Origin of the sequence: Nostoc parmelioides FACHB-3921 (genome assembly GCF_014696625.1) — a bacterium.
Classification (GTDB): domain Bacteria; phylum Cyanobacteriota; class Cyanobacteriia; order Cyanobacteriales; family Nostocaceae; genus Trichormus; species Trichormus parmelioides.
The window spans coordinates 13,645-32,965 of record NZ_JACJQL010000050.1 but is presented as its reverse complement, the minus strand read 5'-3'; the positions used below and the strand labels follow the sequence as shown (position 1 = coordinate 32,965).

The following is a 19,321-nucleotide window of genomic DNA, read 5'->3' as shown; positions in this document are numbered from 1 at the left end:
ATATATAGTACGTTTGGCCACTCTCAGTAATTCAAAGAGTCGGTACAACATCCAGTATGGGAGACTCTACACTATAGTTCTTACCATTAAATTCATAGGTGAATACAGCTTTGACTTTTTTTGCACCACTAAAGCCTTGAGCATTAGTTAAATAAAAGCCTTGTTCAAAAATTTGTAGTCCAGCCAAATTAAATGGTTGCACTACCTGAGAAATCAAAATTTTATTATTATCTGCTTGTTTAAGTTCGACTTTCTGTGCGTTGATATTTAGATGATTGAGAGTCGAATTCTCCAGTCTCAACCTGACAACAGCGTGACCAACTGGGTAATTTTTTGCCGCACCAGGAGGTGGTATCAATGTTTCATATACTTCTAAAAGATTAACATTCAATCTTAGAGCAGGTTTTTGGGTATTTTGTACCATAATTATTGTTTGGATGAGTGATTCAGTTTTGGGTAGAGATGTCAGTGTAGTAGCGGCTATCCAGAAAAGATAATCAAACACCCTAACCTCCATTTTTTGAGTTTTCAGTATAGCTTGCTGCATCAATTTCCACCGCAGCAAAGGCACTAACGGCTAAAAGATAGTATTTCTAGTTAGTATTACTGATCTACCCATCTTATTGAAAATAATCTTGAGTAAAATAACTGAAAAAACCAAATTTTAAAATCCAGTTATATAGAAAAAAAGCAATCTCCATTCTGAAAAATTGTCCCAGGAAAATATTTAGCCTCGACACTATTTGCTAGCATAAGTATAATAAATCATTCAATGATGAGAATCGCTTTACGTAACCCAGGTACAACTTTAGGAATTCTTTAAAAGAGTTCCAGCAAAAATTACCTAGTGAGAGTTGATGTTGTATCTCAATAATTGAAACAGAGCATAATGCTTTCTATTATTTATTCGTGCAGCGAGTTGACAGTGCATGAGCTACTGCATTAATCCTACCTGTCCAAATCCAGAAAATGTAGCATTTAGCCAAAGGTGTGAGGCTTGTGGCTCACGGCTACTGTTGCGCGATCGCTATCGGGTACTGAAACCATTAGGTCAGGGTGGCTTCGGTGCAACCTTTTTAGCCCATGATCAAATATTGCCAGGGGAACCAAGTTGTGTAATTAAACAATTACGTCCTTCAGGAACAGCACCACACGTTTTGCAGATGGCGCGAGAACTATTTGAGCGAGAAGCCAAAACCTTAGGCACAATTGGCAATCATCCCCAAGTACCGCGATTACTAGACTACTTTGAAGAGCAAGAACAATTCTACTTAGTTCAGGAATATATCAGTGGTTCCACTCTTCAACAGGAAGTTAAACTTAATGGCACTCTGAGCGAAACAGGTGTAAAACAATTTTTAAGTGAAATTCTCCCATTACTACAATACATCCATGAACATAAGGTAATTCACCGTGATATCAAACCAGCCAACTTAATTCGCCGGTCTCAAGATGCCAGAATGGTATTGATTGACTTTGGTGCCGTCAAAAACCAAGTCAGCCAAGCAATTACAAACCAATCGGCAAACACAGCACTAACGGCTTATGCAATTGGTACTCCTGGTTTTGCACCTCCAGAGCAAATGGCAATGCGTCCAGTTTATGCTAGCGATATCTATGCCTTGGGGGTGACTTGTGTATATCTATTAACAGGGAAAACACCTAAAGATTTAGATTACAATCCCACAACAGGTGAAGTTATGTGGGAACATTTGGTACAAGTAAGTGATCACCTGCTTGGTGTGCTGCGGAAAATGTTGGAAGTATCAGTACGCGGTCGTTACCAGTCAGCTACAGATGTACTTAAAGCCTTGGAAATCGAGCCATATTTGGAAAGTTTGGCTCAGGGATTGCTAGTGAAATCAGATAAAGAACAAACATCCCAACGTCCGGAAAATTCTGCGGTTTTATCTGGCAGTTCTCCCGTTGCCGCGACTAGCGTAGGTGGCGTAGCACAGGTAGCCGCAGCAATTAGAGCCAGAAGAGCTAAAGATGCAGCAGCCAAGCTAGCCATATTACCTAATAGCAACAGTAATAGTAACGGATTGCCAACTCAACAATCTAAAGCTGGACGTAGGCTAGATAGCCAAACTTTAATGAAAGCTTATCTTAGAGGGAGACGCGACTTTGCTCTTCATAATTTAAACTTCCTTAATCTCCAAGGAGTTGACTTATCAGAAACGAATTTTCATTCAGCTCAACTACAAAACACTAATCTCCAAGGAGCTAACCTCCATAACAGTGATTTTGGCAGAGCTAGCCTAACACGTGCCAACCTTAAAGACGCTAATTTAAGTAAAGCTTATTTTAATCATGCCGATTTAGAAGGTGCAGACCTACGTGGTGCAGACCTCAGTCATGCTTATCTCAGTAATGCCAATCTTCGTGGGACTAATTTGTGTGGTGCTAATCTTACAGGTGCAAAAATTACCGATGAGCAACTAGCATTAGCTAAAACTAACTGGATGACAATACGTCCTAATGGTAAAAGAGGCTTATTATAACTGGAAAATTTAAGACAGAAGATTTTGGTTCCTATTGATTTTTATGAATCATATCTTTTGTCCGAGATATTACGATAAAACTTAGATTTTTAAATGCCAAGAACTTCTAAAAGAATTGAATAGAAGTGAGCATTAAATCATAAATTCTCATAGCTAGAGAAAATAATTGGATTAATCTTAATGAATGAATTATATTAAGTTTATTTACAATAGAATACAATAGATAAAGATACATTAAACCGATAAAATTTCTGGTTACACAAAGTAGCCAAAGAAAAGATATAAATTTCTCTGACCATTTCCTGAAACCACATATTAATTAGCCGAAATTTCCTATTAACATATGTTAAAAGACCAAGATAGAGGCATCGGATTCCAGTTGAAAGACCAGGATATAGAACGGCGTTTAAGTTTATATCAGATATTCATTTCTTTGTATGAACAGCATAGTGATCTTTTGAATGATATCCTGCAATTAGACAATCTATCTCAGTCATCCTGGGCTATTGCAAAGCCTTACTATATACAAGGGGTAATCGATGAACCAGCTATATATGTGATTACCAACTTATGTAATAATCAAACACAAACCCTACAGCAACCACAGTTAACTTGGACGATAGGGCGCGATCGCAGTAATGGTATTTCCACTTATGATAAACTGTTGTCTCGTCACCATGCGGCAGTGCAGTATATTGACAATCAAGGTTTTTACTTAATTGATTTCAACAGTACAAATGGTTCGTTTGTTAATGGAGAGCAAATATATCAGCCAGTGAGACTTAAAGATGGTGATGTGATACGGTTAGGAAGTTTAACGTTTAATTTCTTCTTGAATTATAGCTGTCGTCTTCTACCAACAGTAACACCAGATTTCCCGAAGCCAACGATACCACAAGCACAGAATCATGGAAGTGAAAATGCAGAAGATACTGTACAAATTTTCATGGATTCTAATTCTCTAGAAAGTTTAAAATATGAATACCATGATTTAAGTCCTGAGCATAAATCGGAGATTTTAGACTCTTTTTTTCAAAGACAGATATAATTTTATTCTGGTGAAATAAACCCAGATTACTTTATAAAAATCTATAAATTAAAAGACTACCCCATGTGGAGTAATCTTCAGACGAATAGTAGCATTTTATAGGTATGTGCGGATGGTGCTAGTGTGATTACTTAGTTTAGAGAAAAATTTTTCCCTAGTTCATCACACTACCAATATTATTCTTCTTCGTCTAAGTCAACATCTTCTTCATCTTCTTCGTTAGCCTTGGCTACCGAGTTTGCAGAAACAACAGCGCCCTTGTCCAATTTTTCACGCACCTGTTGTTTAATCTGTTCAGCAAATTCTGTTTTCTCTTCTAGATACTTAATAGCGTTATCTCGACCTTGAGAAATGTTATCTCCGTTGTAACTGTACCATGCTCCCTTACGGAGTAAGATACCAGTTTCTTCAGCTAAATCTACTAAGCAACCTAGAGTCGAAACACCTTTACCAAAAATAATGTCAAATTCTGCAATTCTAAAGGGCGGCGCAACTTTATTTTTTGCAACTTTGACTTTAACTCGGTTACCAAACTCATCAGTACCTTTTTTCAAGGTTTGAATCCGACGAATATCCAAGCGTACTGAAGCATAGAACTTTAACGCGTTACCACCAGTTGTTGTTTCCGGGCTACCGTAGGTAACACCAATTTTTTGCCGCAATTGGTTAATGAAAATCACTGTGCAACCAGATTTACCGATGTTACCAGTAATTTTACGTAGAGCTTGGCTCATTAATCTCGCTTGTAAACCGACGTGGGCATCACCCATATCGCCTTCGATTTCTGCGCGGGGAACCAACGCTGCTACTGAGTCAATAACTACAATATCAACGGCGGCGGAGCGTACCAGTTGATCAACAATTTCCAACGCGGATTCACCGGTGTCTGGTTGGGAGACCAGCAAGTTTTGAATATCTACACCTAAGGCTGAGGCATAGGTGGGGTCAAGGGCGTGTTCAGCATCCACAAAAGCAGCAATTCCGCCTTCTTTTTGTACTTCGGCGATCGCGTGGAGTGCTACTGTTGTTTTACCGGAACTTTCCGGGCCATAAATCTCAATCACCCGTCCCTTGGGCAAACCGCCACCCAATGCTAAATCCAAGGTGAGCGCTCCTGTGGAAATTGTTTCTACCCGCATTCGGGTAGCATCGCCCAGGCGCATGATTGCTCCTTTACCGAAGCTGCGCTCAATCTGGTTGAGTACCATAGTTAGCGCTTTTTGCTTGCCTGAAGTATCGGTATTGATAGCCATTACTGCCTCTAAAAATGTATGGATTTAAGGAGTGTGGGGTTTGGAGTTTGAGTAGAACAGATATACTATTTTAGCCGGAAAATTCTAGTATAGGGCTTCTCAAATTAAAAAGTAACTTTGACAAGATCGTAACCCAAGATTCCGCAGGTGCGATCAGAAATATCTTCATGTATTTACCAAAATTTTTACTAGGGCTACTGAACAGTCTGCTACTCTATCCTGATTAGGGCGCGCCAAAAGGTAAATTATCCGAAATTCATGGTTGAGTAAGACGGATCAGTACGGTATAACTTAGCTACACTCATAAATTATTCATACTGATGCACCCTTGGTCATATTAGACCGCAATGTAGCATATGAGTTAATTAAGAGACTATTTATCAAGTAAATATTAAGTAGGGGAAGCAAAAATGGGTGTAGATGTTCTTCCCGCTTTATTGCCATTGTGTTACGGCTATGAAAGGATTTGGGACTTAGAGACAAGAAAATCGACCTTTCGGGGAGAGGTACCCTGCGGATACACCGATAAACGCGGATAAAATCGATTTTTTAATGCAACCTTTCATACTAGCTACGCCACTACAGTTAGTCTGATGATGACACTTGCATAAATGCTAGTTCCAACTACGAATTACGAATTATTTTCCAAACAATCTTTTAAATTTTTTGCTAAAACCTGTACATGGGGTTCTAAAACAAACGAATAATGGTTTCCAGGGACATCAATAATATTAATTTCTTGAGCCGCCATCACAGAAAATAATTCTACCCAAACTAAAGTCGGGTCAGGAGCCATAATATGTTTTTCTCTGGCTCGAAATACAGTTACTTTCCCTGGGTATGGTTGTCGTACATAGGAATAAGTGGCTTTTAAAGTTCCCACCAAAACATCAAGAATACGTCGATTATTTTGACGTTCTACACCTAGTGGGAATATTCTAGCTTTCCTGGCTTTATCGATAATGTAATTGATTTTTTCTTCTACAGTTAAATCTTCTATTTCTTCGGATGTGACTAGGTTATCTTGACCAAACATACCGCCAAAAACTCTAGAAAGAACACCAACTAAATAAACGTCATCAATGGGCTTTTGTTTATCTAGTAGAATCGGCACATAAGAATCTAATATTGCTAGTAAAGATACTTCTTGTCCTTGTCTATGTAACTGTTGTGCTACTTCATAAGCTACGACTCCACCAAATGACCATCCCCCGACACGATAAGGCCCTTTGGGTTGAAATTCTCTGATAGTTTTGACATAGACACTAGCCATATCTTCAACTCGCATCAAGGGTTCTTTATCTCCATAAAATCCTTGAGCTTGTAAGCCGTAAAATGGTTGATCAGTTCCTATATATTGAGAGAGTTTAAAATAACATAAAACGTGACCGCCAGCAGGATGTATACAAAAGAAAGGCTGTTGCTTACCTTGTGGTTGAATTGGAACTAGAGGCGAGTTATGGATTTGGTTATTTGCTTGAATAACCTTGGCTAAATCTGCAATTACTGGATTCGTTAAAAGTGTTGCTAAGGGTATCTCCTTAGCAAATAACTGCTCAATTTGAGAAATTAAATGTAAAGCTTTGAGGGAATTACCACCAATAGCGAAAAAGTTTTCTGTCACACCTATTTTAGGTAAATGCAGAATGTCTGACCAGATTTGCACTAATTTTTCTTCAATTTCATTCCGAGGAGCCACATAAGAATTGCGTGAATTATAGTCAGATAAATCAGGCTTAGGTAATGCCTTACGATCTACTTTACCACTGGGAGTTAAAGGAAGAGTTTCCAGCATGACAAAAGCGGCTGGAATCATAAATTCTGGGAGCTTTTCTTGAAGGAAATCACGCAGATTATCAAGCTGGGGTTTGACGGAATTGTAGGTGATATAAGCTACAAGTTGTTTTTCTTGGGCGTTATCATCCCGCGCTATGACTACAGCTTCTCTGACTTGTGGGTGTGAGGATACAATATTTTCAATCTCGCCAATTTCAATTCTGTAACCACGAATTTTTACTTGATAATCAGCCCTACCAATATATTCAATATTACCATCGGGTAAATAACGAGCTAAATCACCTGTTTTATAAAGTCGGTTATACTGAGAATTGGAAAAGGAATTAATAATAAATTTTTCTTGGGTCAATTCTTCTTTATTCAAATAACCACGAGCAACCCCTACACCACCGATATAAATTTCACCAGTGACACCAATATTTACTGGTTGCAAATCAGTATCAAGAATGTAAATTTGAGTATTGGCAATGGGACGACCAATAGGTACAGTCTTTAAATTACTATCTTGTCTACATTGCCAAAATGTGACATCAATTGCTGCTTCTGTCGGGCCGTATAGGTTATGTAATTCACATTGCAAATGCTGGAAAAATCTATTTTGTAAATCTATAGATAAAGCTTCACCGCTACAAATAACTCTTTTTAGAGAGGTGCATTTGCTTACATAGCGATTTTGTAAAAACACTTGCAGCATTGAGGGGACAAAATGCAACGTAGTGATTTTTTCTTGGTTGATTAAATTGATAAGGTAAGCGCTATCTTTATGTCCGCCTGGTTTGGCTATTACCAAACGTGCGCCAGTTAATAAAGTCCAGAAGAACTCCCAAACGGAAACATCAAAACTAAAGGGGGTTTTTTGTAAAATGCTATCTGTGGAATCTATTTGATAAGCTTCCTGCATCCACAGTAAACGATTACAGATACCTTTGTGGGTGTTCATTGCACCTTTTGGTTTACCAGTGGAACCAGAGGTGTAAATTACATAAGCAAGATTATCCGGTTTTATATTGCTGTTGGGATTGGTATTAGCTTGTGTAGAAATTTTCTCCCATTCCCTATCTACACAGATAGTTTGTGCTTGATGTTGGGGAATTTGATTTAGTAATTTTTCTTGAGTTAGTAGTACCTTCACCTGAGAATCTTCTAGCATATAAGCTATGCGTTCTTGAGGATATTCAGGGTCAATAGGGACATAAGCACCGCCAGCTTTGAGGATTCCTAAAAGACAGATAACTATTTCTAAGGAACGTTCCATACAAACGCCTACCAAAGTTTCTGGCTGGACTCCTAATGTTTGTAAATAATGTCCTAGCTGGTTTGCTTTATGATTTAGTTCTTGATAAGTTAGTTGTTGCTTGTCAAAGGTGACAGCGATCGCCTCAGGAGTTCGTTCTACTTGAGCTACAATTAATTCATGTAAACTCTGAGAAAGATCATAATCTCTGTGGGTCGCGTTCCACTCTACAAGCAACTGATGAATATTAAAATCTATAGTCTGCATATCTTCTAACTTTGCTCAATAATAAAAAATTTCTCACGCAGAGACGCAGAGAAAACACACTCCGCGTCCCTCTCTCTTGAAAAGTTTCCTACGGAGGGAAACCCTCCTCCAGAACTTTTCGCTGCGTTAACCTCAGCGTCCCTCTGCGTTCAAAAACTAATCTCCCCCCAATTCCACCAACTTTCCAATATTGAAATCTATCCGCGTCCAACCTTTAAGACGACGCAAATTATTCAATAACAGTAGGGGAATTTGCCAATGATGTACCATCAAAAACGGTAAAGGGTCATCTGGCTGATAAATCGCATCAGTCCCGCGCCAAATATTCCCCAGCCATCTTTGCAACTGAGTGAAAGAACGGATACCAGTTAAACGCCAAACTTCGTGATAAGTCCAATAAGTAGGCTTGCTTGTCACTAGTGGTTGTATGGTTTCAGTCGTTGGTGCTTGACTCAGGTAGGCTTGTGCTACCTGGGGATGGTCGTAAAATGTCGTAATTGCTGAATGTGTGCGGGGGTTACACTCGATGGCGTAAACTGTTCCGTCTTCGGATTGAATAAAGTCAAAGGAAATCTGTCCTGTCAGCTTCAGTTCCTTGACAAAACGCTGTACCCATTCGGTGATTTGTGGGTTGTCTACGTTCTCATAGTTGACTTGAAAGGCTGAAGATTCACAACAGCAATGCAGTCTGAGTTCCCCATTCCGAACTGTGCTATGGGTGCAAAACTCCTTACCAGGGATAAACTCCTGCATAATCCACGGTTTTTCGGGACTAATTGGCAAACTTCTGACGAATGCTGCTGTTTCCTCTGGAGTAGCACAGGGGAGTTTGGTTAAGTCCAACCGCCGCACTGAGTCGTAGGGAATGCTTTTGAGGATGTATTGGCGCGTCTCTCCAGAAAAATCAAAGTTGATAACTTGTTCCGGCGAGGTAATTTTAAAGGATTTGGGTACTGATAAACCAAGCGATCGCGCTTTCTGTGTCAACGCAAATTTATCATCCAACATTTGGGTAATATCTGCGTCAAAGTGAAACACTTCGCAATAATGGGATAACTCTGGTTTGGCTAATGAGTCGTAGTAGCTACCCACTGGACTGGTGACGGGAATGTAAACATCGATGTTTTCTTGTTTGACAATATCTACCAAAGCTTGAATGTAGGCTTGGGGATTGTCTTGGGGTGCGGGGACTGTGTAAAACTTATCCACCGCCTGGGAAAAACGATGACCAGTCAGCCAGTATTTATGGGTTTCCACCAAGACAACTCTATGTCCAGCCGCGTGGAATGACCTTGCTAGTTGTAACGCTTTGGTCATCTTACCGCCACTGATAAGAATGTTTTGGGGATTTGCTGCTTTGACTTTTTGCGGTCGGAAGGCTAGCAAGGATATAAAAACAATGGTGGCATTGAATGGCAATGCTAGTAATAACAAAGCCAAAGTGCAGATATTTTGGATAATTGCAGCTATTTTCGTCTGGGAAGGAAGAGACGGTGTAGCAGGTGTGGAAGAAAGGGGAAGGGATTGTGCCATAGTCGATTGGACAATTAAGGTTGTATTCTGCGGATAATTGTTAAACCATCTCGCAACGGCAACAAAACCTGTTGTACACGGTGGTCTATGGCTACTGTATGATTAAATTGAGCGATCGCTTCACCATTGACGCTACGTTCCTCTGCTGGTAGATAAACTTCCCCTTGCAGTAAGGTGTTATCCACACAAATAAACCCATCTGGCGCTAACAAACTGCTACCTAGCAACTTATGAAAATAGGTTACGTACTCTTTTTTATCTGCGTCGATAAATACCAAGTCAAAGGATTCCCCAGCCTCTGCTAACTTATCAAGAGTTGCTAAGGCTGCATCCAGTTCCACACGAATCTTTCCACCGTGGGGAGATTGTTGAAAGGCTTTCTGTCCAATCTCCGCCGCATAAGGGTCAACCTCACAAGCCACCAGTAGTCCATCCTCTGGTAATGCTTCCGCCATCGCCAGCGCCGAATAACCGGTAAACATCCCGATTTCTAAAACTCGTTTGGCTTTGGTCATGTGAACAAACATCTTTAAGGTTTGTCCTTCGATGTGACCAGAAAGCATCTCCTGTTCCAGAGGACGGACGGTTGTACCTCCGTTGAAGTGTTCTCCCCAGGCTTCGGTGGCTGTGGTTTTTGCCAATGCAGCTAGTGCATCTGACTCTGGAGTAGTGCATTCTTCTAAATAAGGGTCTATACCTGCGGCTAAACGCCAAGCCTGATTAATGTTTGCTATCAATTCCCCAGGTAAGTCTGGATGTTGCTTAACCTCTTTGACTATGGCTTCTAACTGCTTGGTTAAGATTCCCAGTGGTGTAACAGGTCTAGCTGTTGGTTGGACAATTACATTTGTCAAGTCGCTTCGCTCCAATTCAAAATTCAAAATTCAAAATTAAAGACAAATAATGTCTGATTGTTGGCGTAGCCTTCTCTTTCCCTACGGGACGCTCCGCGAACAGAGACGCTACCGCGCTCGCGCAGCTTATCCCTAGTATTCACCCGTAGGGTATTTTGCATTTTGAATTCAAAAAAGTCATTATTTCACACTCCCGATTAATTCTTTTTGATAAACGGGATACACATCCACACCTTCACCACCACGGGGATAACTGGTACAAAGTTCTTTATGTTCAGCTAATGCGGCTGCTAATTCTTCTCTTGTCAGGTCATTGACGAAGACACAATCACCAATGGGTTTTGGCATGGCGGCTCTCAACAAACCATCACGAGTTAATGTGATAGATTCAGTACCACGCCACAAAATATCTACATCCAACATAGGATGGTCGAGGGATAGACCAACGCGACTCATTAATCCTAAAATACGATCGCGTTCTGCAATTGTAATATATCCTCTACGGGCGGCGATCGTTGCAGAGAAAGCCATATCTACATTAACGGCGTGTCCGTGGAACATGGGTAGACGAGGCGCAAGTTCCAAGGTGGGACTCCAAGTGTGACCGTAAGCAATCACCCTATCTAGGTCTAACTCATGCAGGTTGGGAACTTCCAACTCCAACATCTTATGGATAGCTTTGTAAGTCAAACGATGAGCTATTTCTTTAATCTCTGGAGTTGCGTCTAGATTGCCAAAATGAGTACGTAGTAATTCTTCGCCGTACTTCTCCAACAATTCAAAAACTTCTTGATGCGCTACTACAGCGATTTTTACCAATTCCGCCATCCCGTTACGCACTTGGTCTGTGGGGAGAGTACCCAACAAGGAGAAATCTAAAAATACTTTGCGAGAAGCATGATAAGCACCCAAACGGTTTTTCAGTTTGCGATGATTAACGGCTACCTTAATTGCTACGCTGGCATCAATTAATCCAATCAATGTGGTAGGAATACGGATGTAATTGCTGCTGCGACGATATGTAGAACAAGCAAAGCCGACAACATCTGTAATTAAACCGCCACCCACTACTAATACTGGTTCTTTGCGGACTAATTTGAAATCTGCAAAGACATCTATAACTCTTTCAAAAGTTTGAATAGTCTTATCTGGTTCGGTAATGGTAATAGGAAATAGCCTCAGTTCTATACCGTAATACTGGAAATATGCCTGAATTTGATGACCATACAACCGACTTACGTTAGCATCTACAATCGCCAAGCATCGTCCAAAACCTTGATATACATCTGCTAGCGCAGAATTCTGAGTTTCAAAAACACCATCTACATACACCAAATCATACTCAATCTTTTCGTAACCTTCCACATGAAAAGATGTTTCCTTAGCTTCAAACTTTGCTTGGACGATACTCATAGTCTCTTATCTCTTAATTGCAGTACATGAATGTCAGGATTTTAGTTGAAGTTGCAAGTGAGACTGAACTTCTAGTCAAGGGGAAAATGCAGTAAAACAACTCTAATTTTCTTTGTGAAAAAAAGAGATATCTCAGGGCAAATTTTTTTTGACAACCAAAGTTTACCTATGCCAAATGAGAGCGCTAAAAATTTTTCAACACACCTATATTTCGGTCATATGAGAGAGTTAATTAACTTTGGTGCAGCCTTAGAAATCAAGTAGTTAACAGCGAGAAAAGGATAGTCTTTTCAAGCTAGCTGACCGATAATTCTAAGTATTTAATAATTTGCAGATTATTTGCGGACGAGAATGATGCACAACCAACTATCAGTAGCAATTTTACTTGTTGAAATTGCTTAAAATTTACTTAACGTTTCTAAACATATCATTATTTATTGATTATTGCACATCTTTTTTACAAGAATTTCTGAGAATTTTTATTAAACAGTTCATAATCTTTACTTAAAATACTCTTATAGTTACTCACCTCAACAGAAATTTCAGCAGTTGTACTCGCTTACTAAATGAATAGTAATCAAATCTAATTGCTGTCAAATAGGCATAAGTTAAAAAAATCTCACGATAAATTAGCCTCTAATCTTAATAAAAAATTAGGGCTTATTTAAGAGAAATAACTGTTGGGTACAGTGACAAAAATAGCAGTCCAAATCCCCGGACATACCTACTGTTGTCAGAGCAGCAAAAATATCCTTAGTAAGCCAATAAACGTTTAAATAGCATAAGTACTTATGAGGCCTCTCAACTGTTAACTGTTAACAGCCCTCACGATGGATTATGCAGCTTAAAGACAGAACAGCTTACTTACTGAATCTTAAAATTTTACAAAATCATGTAATAAAGCTTCATATAATAACTCTCATTTTTCATTTAGTAGGATACAGGTAAATCCGCAAAAATAACGAATTCACCGGTGTTGAGAGCAAATATTGAGCTAGGGCAGCCATCTCTACTCCCCGGACAGCTTAATCTTTGCTTTACATTTCTCAATGTAACATCGTTTGTAAAATAATGCACTTAGTCAAAAGATACATTTTGCTAAAGCAGGGATCAACATAAGAAATTTCCCGGAAAGATTAGGCTTTTTTAAGCAAAAGTACTTATTGACAAAGTGACTTAATAAGTAGTTCGAGAAGTTGAAATTAATTTTTCCTCAATTACTTCAGTAATCGTAGACCACTCAGAGTAACTAACACAGTGGAACCTTCATGGCCAATTACGCCGATGGGTAAGTTAATATTGCCGAGAAAATTACCAATTAACAATAGACCAATAAACCCCAGAGCTATAACTATATTTTGCTTGATAATGCGATGCGATCGCCTGCCCAATTCCATAGCCGCAGCAATTTTCTCTAATTTATCAGCCATCAAGACGATATCTGCTGTTTCCAGCACCACATCACTACCAGCCACACCCATTGCAATCCCTACAGATGCTTGAGCCAAAGCCGGTGCATCATTAATCCCATCCCCCACCATCGCCACGGTTTGATACTTGTGTTGCAAACTGCGAATGACATCTAATTTATCTTCAGGTAAAAGTTCGGCAAATACTTGATCAATCCCCACCGCTTGAGCTACACTCTCAGCCGTGCGTTGATTATCTCCCGTAATCATCACAATTTGTTCTATACCCAATTTCCGCAACCTGGCAATAGTCCCAGCCGCTTCTGGTCTAATCATATCTGCAATGGCAATTATACCTATTACCTGATACTCATCCCCATGACTTTCCCCTTGGGCTACCCAAACCACCGTTTTCCCCTCATCTTCCCAAGATGGCGCTATCTCCAGTAATTCCTGTGGTAACTTATTTACATACTTCTGGATAAAAGCTATATTCCCCACAATTACTTGTTGCTCATTGGCAGTACCCACAACTCCCTGTCCTGGTATCGCTTGTACCTCCGTTGCACGTACCCAGTTTAAATCCCTAGCCGCCTGGACAATGGCTTGAGCAATGGGGTGTTCTGATGATGACTCTAAAGCTGCTGCCGTCTTTAATACCTCTATTTCTGTGTAATTACTAGCAGCAATCACCTGAGACACCTGGACTTGTCCTGTAGTCAGAGTACCAGTTTTATCAAAGGCGATCGCTCTGACTTTACCAATCTTCTCCAACTGCGCCCCATTTTTAAACAAAATCCCCTGTCTTGCACCATTGGCAATACCCGATAATAATGTAGGCATAATTGCCGCCATCAATGCACAGGGAGAAGCCACCACCAAAAAAGTTAAAGCCCTGTAAATTGTTGTTTCCCAGTCCCAACCCCAAATAAATGGTGGTAAAGTTGCCAACAATATCCCCGCAATCACAATTATCTTTGCATACCCCCTCTCAAAAACTTCGATAAACTGTTGCGAGGGAGGTGCTTCCGTTTGTGCTTGTTCCACCAAGCGAATTACCCGTTGAATCAAACTACTGGCGGCTGGTTTGTGTACCTTTAATTTCAACGCCCCATAACCATTAAGTGTCCCAGCGAACACCTCTTCACCTACCGTCTTTTCTACAGGTAAAGACTCCCCCGTAATCGCCGCTTGATTGATGGTGCTGTAACCAGACACAATCACCGCATCGGTAGGAATCAACTCACCCGGCTTGACGACAATCTCATCTCCCACTTGTAATTGACTGATAGCAATAGTTTCTTCCCCAGTTTGATTGACAATCGTAGCTGTATCTGGTGTCAAACTCATCAAACTGCGGATACTCCTCTCCGTGTGGCGCATAGCGTAACCTTCCAATGCACCACTGATGGCAAAAATGAGAATTAAAATAGCCCCATCAATAATTAAATGATATTCCCCCCGCCACAAACCCAAACTTGCTGCACCAAGGGCTGCAACAATCATCAGCAAATCTACATCCAGTTCTTTTTCCTTAATCAGCGTCGTCAGTCCCTCACGGGCGCTTTCATAACCACCAATCACATAAGCCGCAGGTAACAACAACAACGCGAAACCCAACCAACCCAAATGCAAAGCGAACCACCCAAAAAATAACAGCACCCCACAAAGCAAGGCGGCTAAGGTGTCGGTGTGTTCTTTGGTGAATTGGTGAAAACGTTGGGGGTAAAGCATAGAGTTGCATCAGTCAGGAATACCTTTACCCTAAACCTTGACATTGATGTTAATGTCAAGCATATGGGGATAAATCACCCAGAGGCTGAAAAGTGTAGAGAACAAGGTGGCGTAAATTATGAATTCTGGTTGCTTAACAATTAAAGAACTCACCCAAGCCGTAGGTGGTGGGATTACTCCCCGGATGGTGCGACACTACCATGAGCTAGGGTTGTTACCGCAACCTGTGCGATCGCCCAGCAATTACCGCCTCTACACCCCACAAGACGTTATCAGGTTGCAACGAATTGTCGCCCTCAAGCAGCAAGGGTTCCAACTCAACCACATCCGCCACATCTTGGAGATGGAACCAGAAGCAGATACCAACGCCAATTTTATGGCACAGTTACAACAACAATATCGCTCAGTCATGCAGCAAATAGCCCAACTGCGACAAACAGCATCAGCCTTAGAGGGATTATTAGGACGCGATCGCCATTGTCAAATTATGCAGGCGGAAGTATTGGCACAACTCAAGTTATTAGAGGTGGAAACGCAAGTTGGCTTAGGGGGATTAGCAGAACTTTGGCATGGTTTAGACGCAGAGGTACATACCCACCCAGAAGTATTTGCCGAATCTTTGCAACATATCTTACCTGATTTATCCGCGCGATCGGAAATTGAACAACATCTGATTTCTCAGTTAGTTTTGGCTTGTGGTGATGTGAGTTTGCTATCTTTTATAAGGGTAAATAAAGGAGCGATCGCCGCCAGTCGTCAAGCTCTTTCCTCTGCTTGTGAGATTGTCGTTGATATCCCCACCATTGCAGCAGCTATAGACCAAACAAGATTAGTTCATTTAGGCTGTAAAGTCACCACCTTAATTGATAACCCCCATATCACCACAGCCATCGAGGCAGAAAAGGAATTTTGGCAACATCAACAATGGCGCGAGAGATTAGCAAAAGTTAGTCAAGGCTGCATAGTGGTGATTGGTTACGCACCTTCCGTACTTTTAGAAGTCTGCACCTTAATTAACCAGCAAAAAATCCAACCTGCATTAGTCATTGGGATGCCCATTGGCTTCAGTCATGCTCCCGCCGCCAAAAGAGAATTAATGCAACAAACATCACCTTTTATCACTATTGAGGGAACCATAGGCGGAGGATTGTTGGCTGCTACTGCCCTCAATGCTTTGGTTGAATCATTCATTGAAAAGCCAAATTGTCATTGTTATTTGGGTTAAGGGGGGCGATTCGCATTTTACGCAGATTTCCCACTCAAAAAGCTCTCAATCAAGAGTAGGGGAATTACTGGGTTGCCTAGTTTAATTTTGTCAATCTCCTATGCTATCTGGACTTTTGTCTCAAGTAGACTCCTACAAAACCTATAACAGCCGCAATAGCAAGTAAAATCAAAGGATTAAAGACAATCACAAAACCAGTACTCTGTTCATACTGCCAACGCAATAACCATAAAGCATCATTCCCAATATTGAAAGAAGGCACTCTCAAAACAGATAACAATACAAGCAGCAACAACGCCAACGCGTTCAATCCCACGAATGTTGATAAAGTGATTTTGCACCAAAGCCGGAAAAGACGATAGATTTTTTCTGTTGACATATTTTTCTTAATTTAAAATTAATACAAGATTTATCAATGTCTTGTTGTAGGTTTCAACAGTTAATTATTTACACTGTTCTACTGACAAACATAATATTTTTAGTTTCCTGTGGAAATGTGAATATAAAATGACTAATTGCTCAGTGATTATACAAGTACCCAGATTCATATATCTTGAAGGTTAATACAATATCCAACATCCAAAATTGTTTGATGGCAAGTTTCAGATGAAATTCAATTTTGGCTAAATACGTCACTTTTTAGTCACATTTTTTTATCATACTAAAAACTAACCATAATAAGGCTATTAACTAGCGACAAAAAAACAATATTTATATCTTGGGAAAACCACTGGCGATCGCTTTGCGGAAAATACTTTACAGGTTGTAGAAAATATTACATTATTTGGCAAGTCAAAACTTCAACAATCACGCAGAAGAGTTTGATCTTAGGGGGTATTAAATGAGTCTATCAATTGGACGTACTTGCTGGGCGATCGCTGAAGGTTACATTCCACCCTACAGTAACGGGCCGGAACCTCAGTTTATCAGCCATGAGACCGTGTGCATCCTCAATGCTGGCGACGAAGATGCTCATGTAGAAATCACAATTTACTATAGCGACAAAGAGCCAGTAGGAGCTTATCGGTTGACAGTGCCTGCACGCCGCACTAAACACGTCCGCTTTAATGACCTGAATGACCCAGCACCGATTCCTCATGACACTGATTTTGCCAGTGTGATTCAATCAAATGTGCCGATTGTTGTTCAACATACTCGCCTAGACTCACGACAGGCGGAAAATGCTCTGCTTAGTACTATTGCTTACGCTAATACTTGATAACTCTATTTCAGAGGTAATAAAACTTGAAAAGTTGTACCTTGATTTACTACACTGTGGACATTAATCTGACCGCCATGAGATTGGATAATTTGTTGGGTAATAGCTAATCCCAAACCAAATCCACCAGTCTTACGAGAACGCTTTTTATCTACCCGATAAAACCGTTCAAAAATGTATGGCAAATCATTTTGAGGAATGCCAATACCATTATCTACCACTTGAATTACAGACCAACTTGACTGAGTAAACAGCTGTAACTCCACCTGACCACCTTCAGGAGTATATTTACAAGCATTACTCAGTAAATTAATGAATGCTTGACGGAGTAGATTAGCATCACCAAGAACCCTGACATGATATTTTGGCAGCGTGAAAAGTAACTTGATATGTTGTGTTTCTGGATGGAGAAGAAAATCATCTTTGATTTGCAAAAGTAAAATTTTGAGGTCAACAGTTTGCAAAGATTCGATGGGTATGCGCCCTTGATAACGTGCTAAGAATAACAAATCATTGACTAGGGTACTCATTGATTGGGCAATATCAAAAATCTTTTGTAGGCGCTGACGTTGGGTTGCTGGGTCAGTAGATTTTGTTAGTAAGCCATACTGGGCATTACTGACAATAGCAGATAGAGGCGATCGCAATTCATGGGAAGCATCAGCCGTAAACCTTTGCAGATAATCGTAACTTTGGCGAATTGGCTGCATCGCCACTCCCCCCAGCCACCAACCAGTCAAAGCAATAATTCCTAAAGTAATGGGGACTGAAATAGCCAAAACCAGCCGAAACTCAGCTAAAGTACCTTCCGTATCTGTCAATGGCATTGCAGCCTGCATATAGCCAATTAATAAGCCATCCTGGTAAACAGGCAAAGTTACCTGACGCAACCATAACTCCCTATTAATTTTGATAGTATTAAATCCACTAGCAACTAACAGGCGATCGCTTGGAGTCTCACCAAAAAACTGCACTAGTCGCTTCTGCTCATCATACCAACCTGCATACACTAATTGACTATCTGGCAGTGGCTCTACCTTCGTTCCCAACAGAGGTACTTTGTCCAAATCTAACCTGCGCCGACGATTGTCCAGTTCTGTCCTCACACTCGCCGCCATCACGGTGGTTTTTTTATACAGTAATTGGTCTAATTCCTCTAACTCATCTACCACCTTCACATAATAGACCGCCGCCGCAAACACAACTAAAATACCCCCCATTGCGAGGGTGAACCAACTGGCAAGATTGCGACGACTGCGATTAAACATAATGGGTCAGTTGTTAGTAGTGGCGGGTTTATTTTGAATTTTGTTGGCGAAGCCTTGCCGTAGGCTATTTTGAATTTTGAATTTTTAATTCCCCCTTGCGGTACTAGTTTGGTCAACTGGTAAGGTATTGAGTTAAAATAAGCGATCGCAAACTTAATTAATTTAGTACCCGGATATTGGCCGGAGGTGTGATTGACCAAGTTTATTTTAAAAATTCTTTGGCTAGACGAGAACGTTGCTCTGGCTGTTGATCAGGTGGTAGGCAAAGGTACCAGTCCTCTGACTAAGTATTTCTTCTGGCCTCGTAATGATGCTTGGGAAGAGTTGAAAAAAGAACTCGAATCCAAACACTGGATCAGTGATTTAGATCGCGTCGAGTTGCTCAATAAGGCAACAGAAGTGATTAACTACTGGCAAGAGGAAGGCAGAAACCGTCCGATGGCAGAGGCTCAGTTAAAATTTCCTGAAGTTACCTTTACAGGTAGTGCTTGATTTCATGACACCAGTGCAGGAAGGCGTTAAGCCTTCATACACTCACAATCATAAAAAACTTTAGGGTAAAG

General features: G+C 40.5%; 14 protein-coding genes and 1 pseudogene. 5 read left to right on the top strand and 10 right to left on the bottom strand.

Going from position 1 to position 19,321, the window contains the following annotated elements; translation table 11 throughout:
• Positions 1 to 31: 31 nt before the first annotated feature.
• Positions 32 to 547, bottom strand: a complete 516-nt coding sequence (locus tag H6G14_RS24445; RefSeq protein ID WP_242053526.1) for a hypothetical protein — start codon at positions 545 to 547, stop codon at positions 32 to 34.
• A gap of 382 nt (positions 548 to 929) precedes the next feature.
• Here H6G14_RS24445 and H6G14_RS24440 point away from each other — a divergent pair, with 382 nt between their 5' ends.
• Together H6G14_RS24440 and H6G14_RS24435 are read left to right on the top strand one after the other, a co-directional pair.
• Positions 930 to 2,504: a serine/threonine-protein kinase gene (locus H6G14_RS24440; RefSeq protein ID WP_190570425.1), complete on the top strand. Its 1,575-nt coding sequence runs from the start codon at positions 930 to 932 to the stop codon at positions 2,502 to 2,504.
• Positions 2,505 to 2,847: 343 nt separating this feature from the next.
• A complete protein-coding gene (locus H6G14_RS24435) occupies positions 2,848 to 3,552 on the top strand; it encodes an FHA domain-containing protein (RefSeq protein ID WP_190570423.1) in 705 nt (234 codons plus the stop codon).
• Between the two features lie 176 nt (positions 3,553 to 3,728).
• Here H6G14_RS24435 and recA read toward each other — a convergent pair whose 3' ends face one another.
• The 7 genes and pseudogenes from recA to H6G14_RS24400 form a co-directional block, all read right to left on the bottom strand.
• Positions 3,729 to 4,805 carry a recombinase RecA gene (gene recA / locus H6G14_RS24430; protein ID WP_190570421.1) on the bottom strand — a complete coding sequence of 359 codons (1,077 nt, stop codon included), beginning with the start codon at positions 4,803 to 4,805 and terminating at the stop codon, positions 3,729 to 3,731.
• Between the two features lie 631 nt (positions 4,806 to 5,436).
• Positions 5,437 to 8,079, bottom strand: a pseudogene (locus H6G14_RS24425) (amino acid adenylation domain-containing protein); the annotation flags it as partial.
• A gap of 180 nt (positions 8,080 to 8,259) precedes the next feature.
• Positions 8,260 to 9,636, bottom strand: coding sequence for an ATP-grasp domain-containing protein (locus H6G14_RS24420; protein ID WP_190570417.1), 1,377 nt, complete (start codon positions 9,634 to 9,636; stop codon positions 8,260 to 8,262).
• 14 nt (positions 9,637 to 9,650) lie between these two features.
• Positions 9,651 to 10,490, bottom strand: a complete 840-nt coding sequence (locus H6G14_RS24415; RefSeq protein WP_190570415.1) for an O-methyltransferase — start codon at positions 10,488 to 10,490, stop codon at positions 9,651 to 9,653.
• A 23-nt stretch (positions 10,491 to 10,513) separates the two neighbouring features.
• Positions 10,514 to 10,651 carry a hypothetical protein gene (locus tag H6G14_RS24410; protein WP_190570412.1) on the bottom strand — a complete coding sequence of 46 codons (138 nt, stop codon included), beginning with the start codon at positions 10,649 to 10,651 and terminating at the stop codon, positions 10,514 to 10,516.
• Between the two features lie 19 nt (positions 10,652 to 10,670).
• A complete protein-coding gene (locus H6G14_RS24405) occupies positions 10,671 to 11,903 on the bottom strand; it encodes a sedoheptulose 7-phosphate cyclase (protein ID WP_190570410.1) in 1,233 nt (410 codons plus the stop codon).
• 1,217 nt (positions 11,904 to 13,120) lie between these two features.
• Positions 13,121 to 15,046 (bottom strand): heavy metal translocating P-type ATPase, encoded by a 1,926-nt coding sequence (locus tag H6G14_RS24400; protein WP_190570408.1) that lies wholly within the window; start codon positions 15,044 to 15,046, stop codon positions 13,121 to 13,123.
• A 118-nt stretch (positions 15,047 to 15,164) separates the two neighbouring features.
• On the opposite strand from H6G14_RS24400, the gene H6G14_RS24395 reads away from it, so the two are divergent.
• Positions 15,165 to 16,271, top strand: coding sequence for a precorrin-8X methylmutase (locus H6G14_RS24395; RefSeq protein ID WP_190570406.1), 1,107 nt, complete (start codon positions 15,165 to 15,167; stop codon positions 16,269 to 16,271).
• Positions 16,272 to 16,374: 103 nt separating this feature from the next.
• On the opposite strand, the gene H6G14_RS24390 is transcribed toward H6G14_RS24395, so the two are convergent.
• The gene (locus H6G14_RS24390) at positions 16,375 to 16,650 is read right to left on the bottom strand and encodes a hypothetical protein (protein ID WP_190570405.1); all 276 of its coding nucleotides are present in this window, start codon (positions 16,648 to 16,650) and stop codon (positions 16,375 to 16,377) included.
• A gap of 462 nt (positions 16,651 to 17,112) precedes the next feature.
• On the opposite strand from H6G14_RS24390, the gene H6G14_RS24385 reads away from it, so the two are divergent.
• Positions 17,113 to 17,490 (top strand): sensory rhodopsin transducer, encoded by a 378-nt coding sequence (locus H6G14_RS24385; protein WP_011320559.1) that lies wholly within the window; start codon positions 17,113 to 17,115, stop codon positions 17,488 to 17,490.
• Between the two features lie 5 nt (positions 17,491 to 17,495).
• Here the strand turns inward: H6G14_RS24385 and H6G14_RS24380 are convergent, their stop codons facing one another.
• A complete protein-coding gene (locus H6G14_RS24380; RefSeq protein WP_190570403.1) occupies positions 17,496 to 18,758 on the bottom strand; it encodes a sensor histidine kinase in 1,263 nt (420 codons plus the stop codon).
• Between the two features lie 192 nt (positions 18,759 to 18,950).
• Here H6G14_RS24380 and H6G14_RS24375 point away from each other — a divergent pair, with 192 nt between their 5' ends.
• Positions 18,951 to 19,250, top strand: coding sequence for a 30S ribosomal protein PSRP-3 (locus H6G14_RS24375; RefSeq protein ID WP_044521654.1), 300 nt, complete (start codon positions 18,951 to 18,953; stop codon positions 19,248 to 19,250).
• Positions 19,251 to 19,321: the final 71 nt, after the last annotated feature.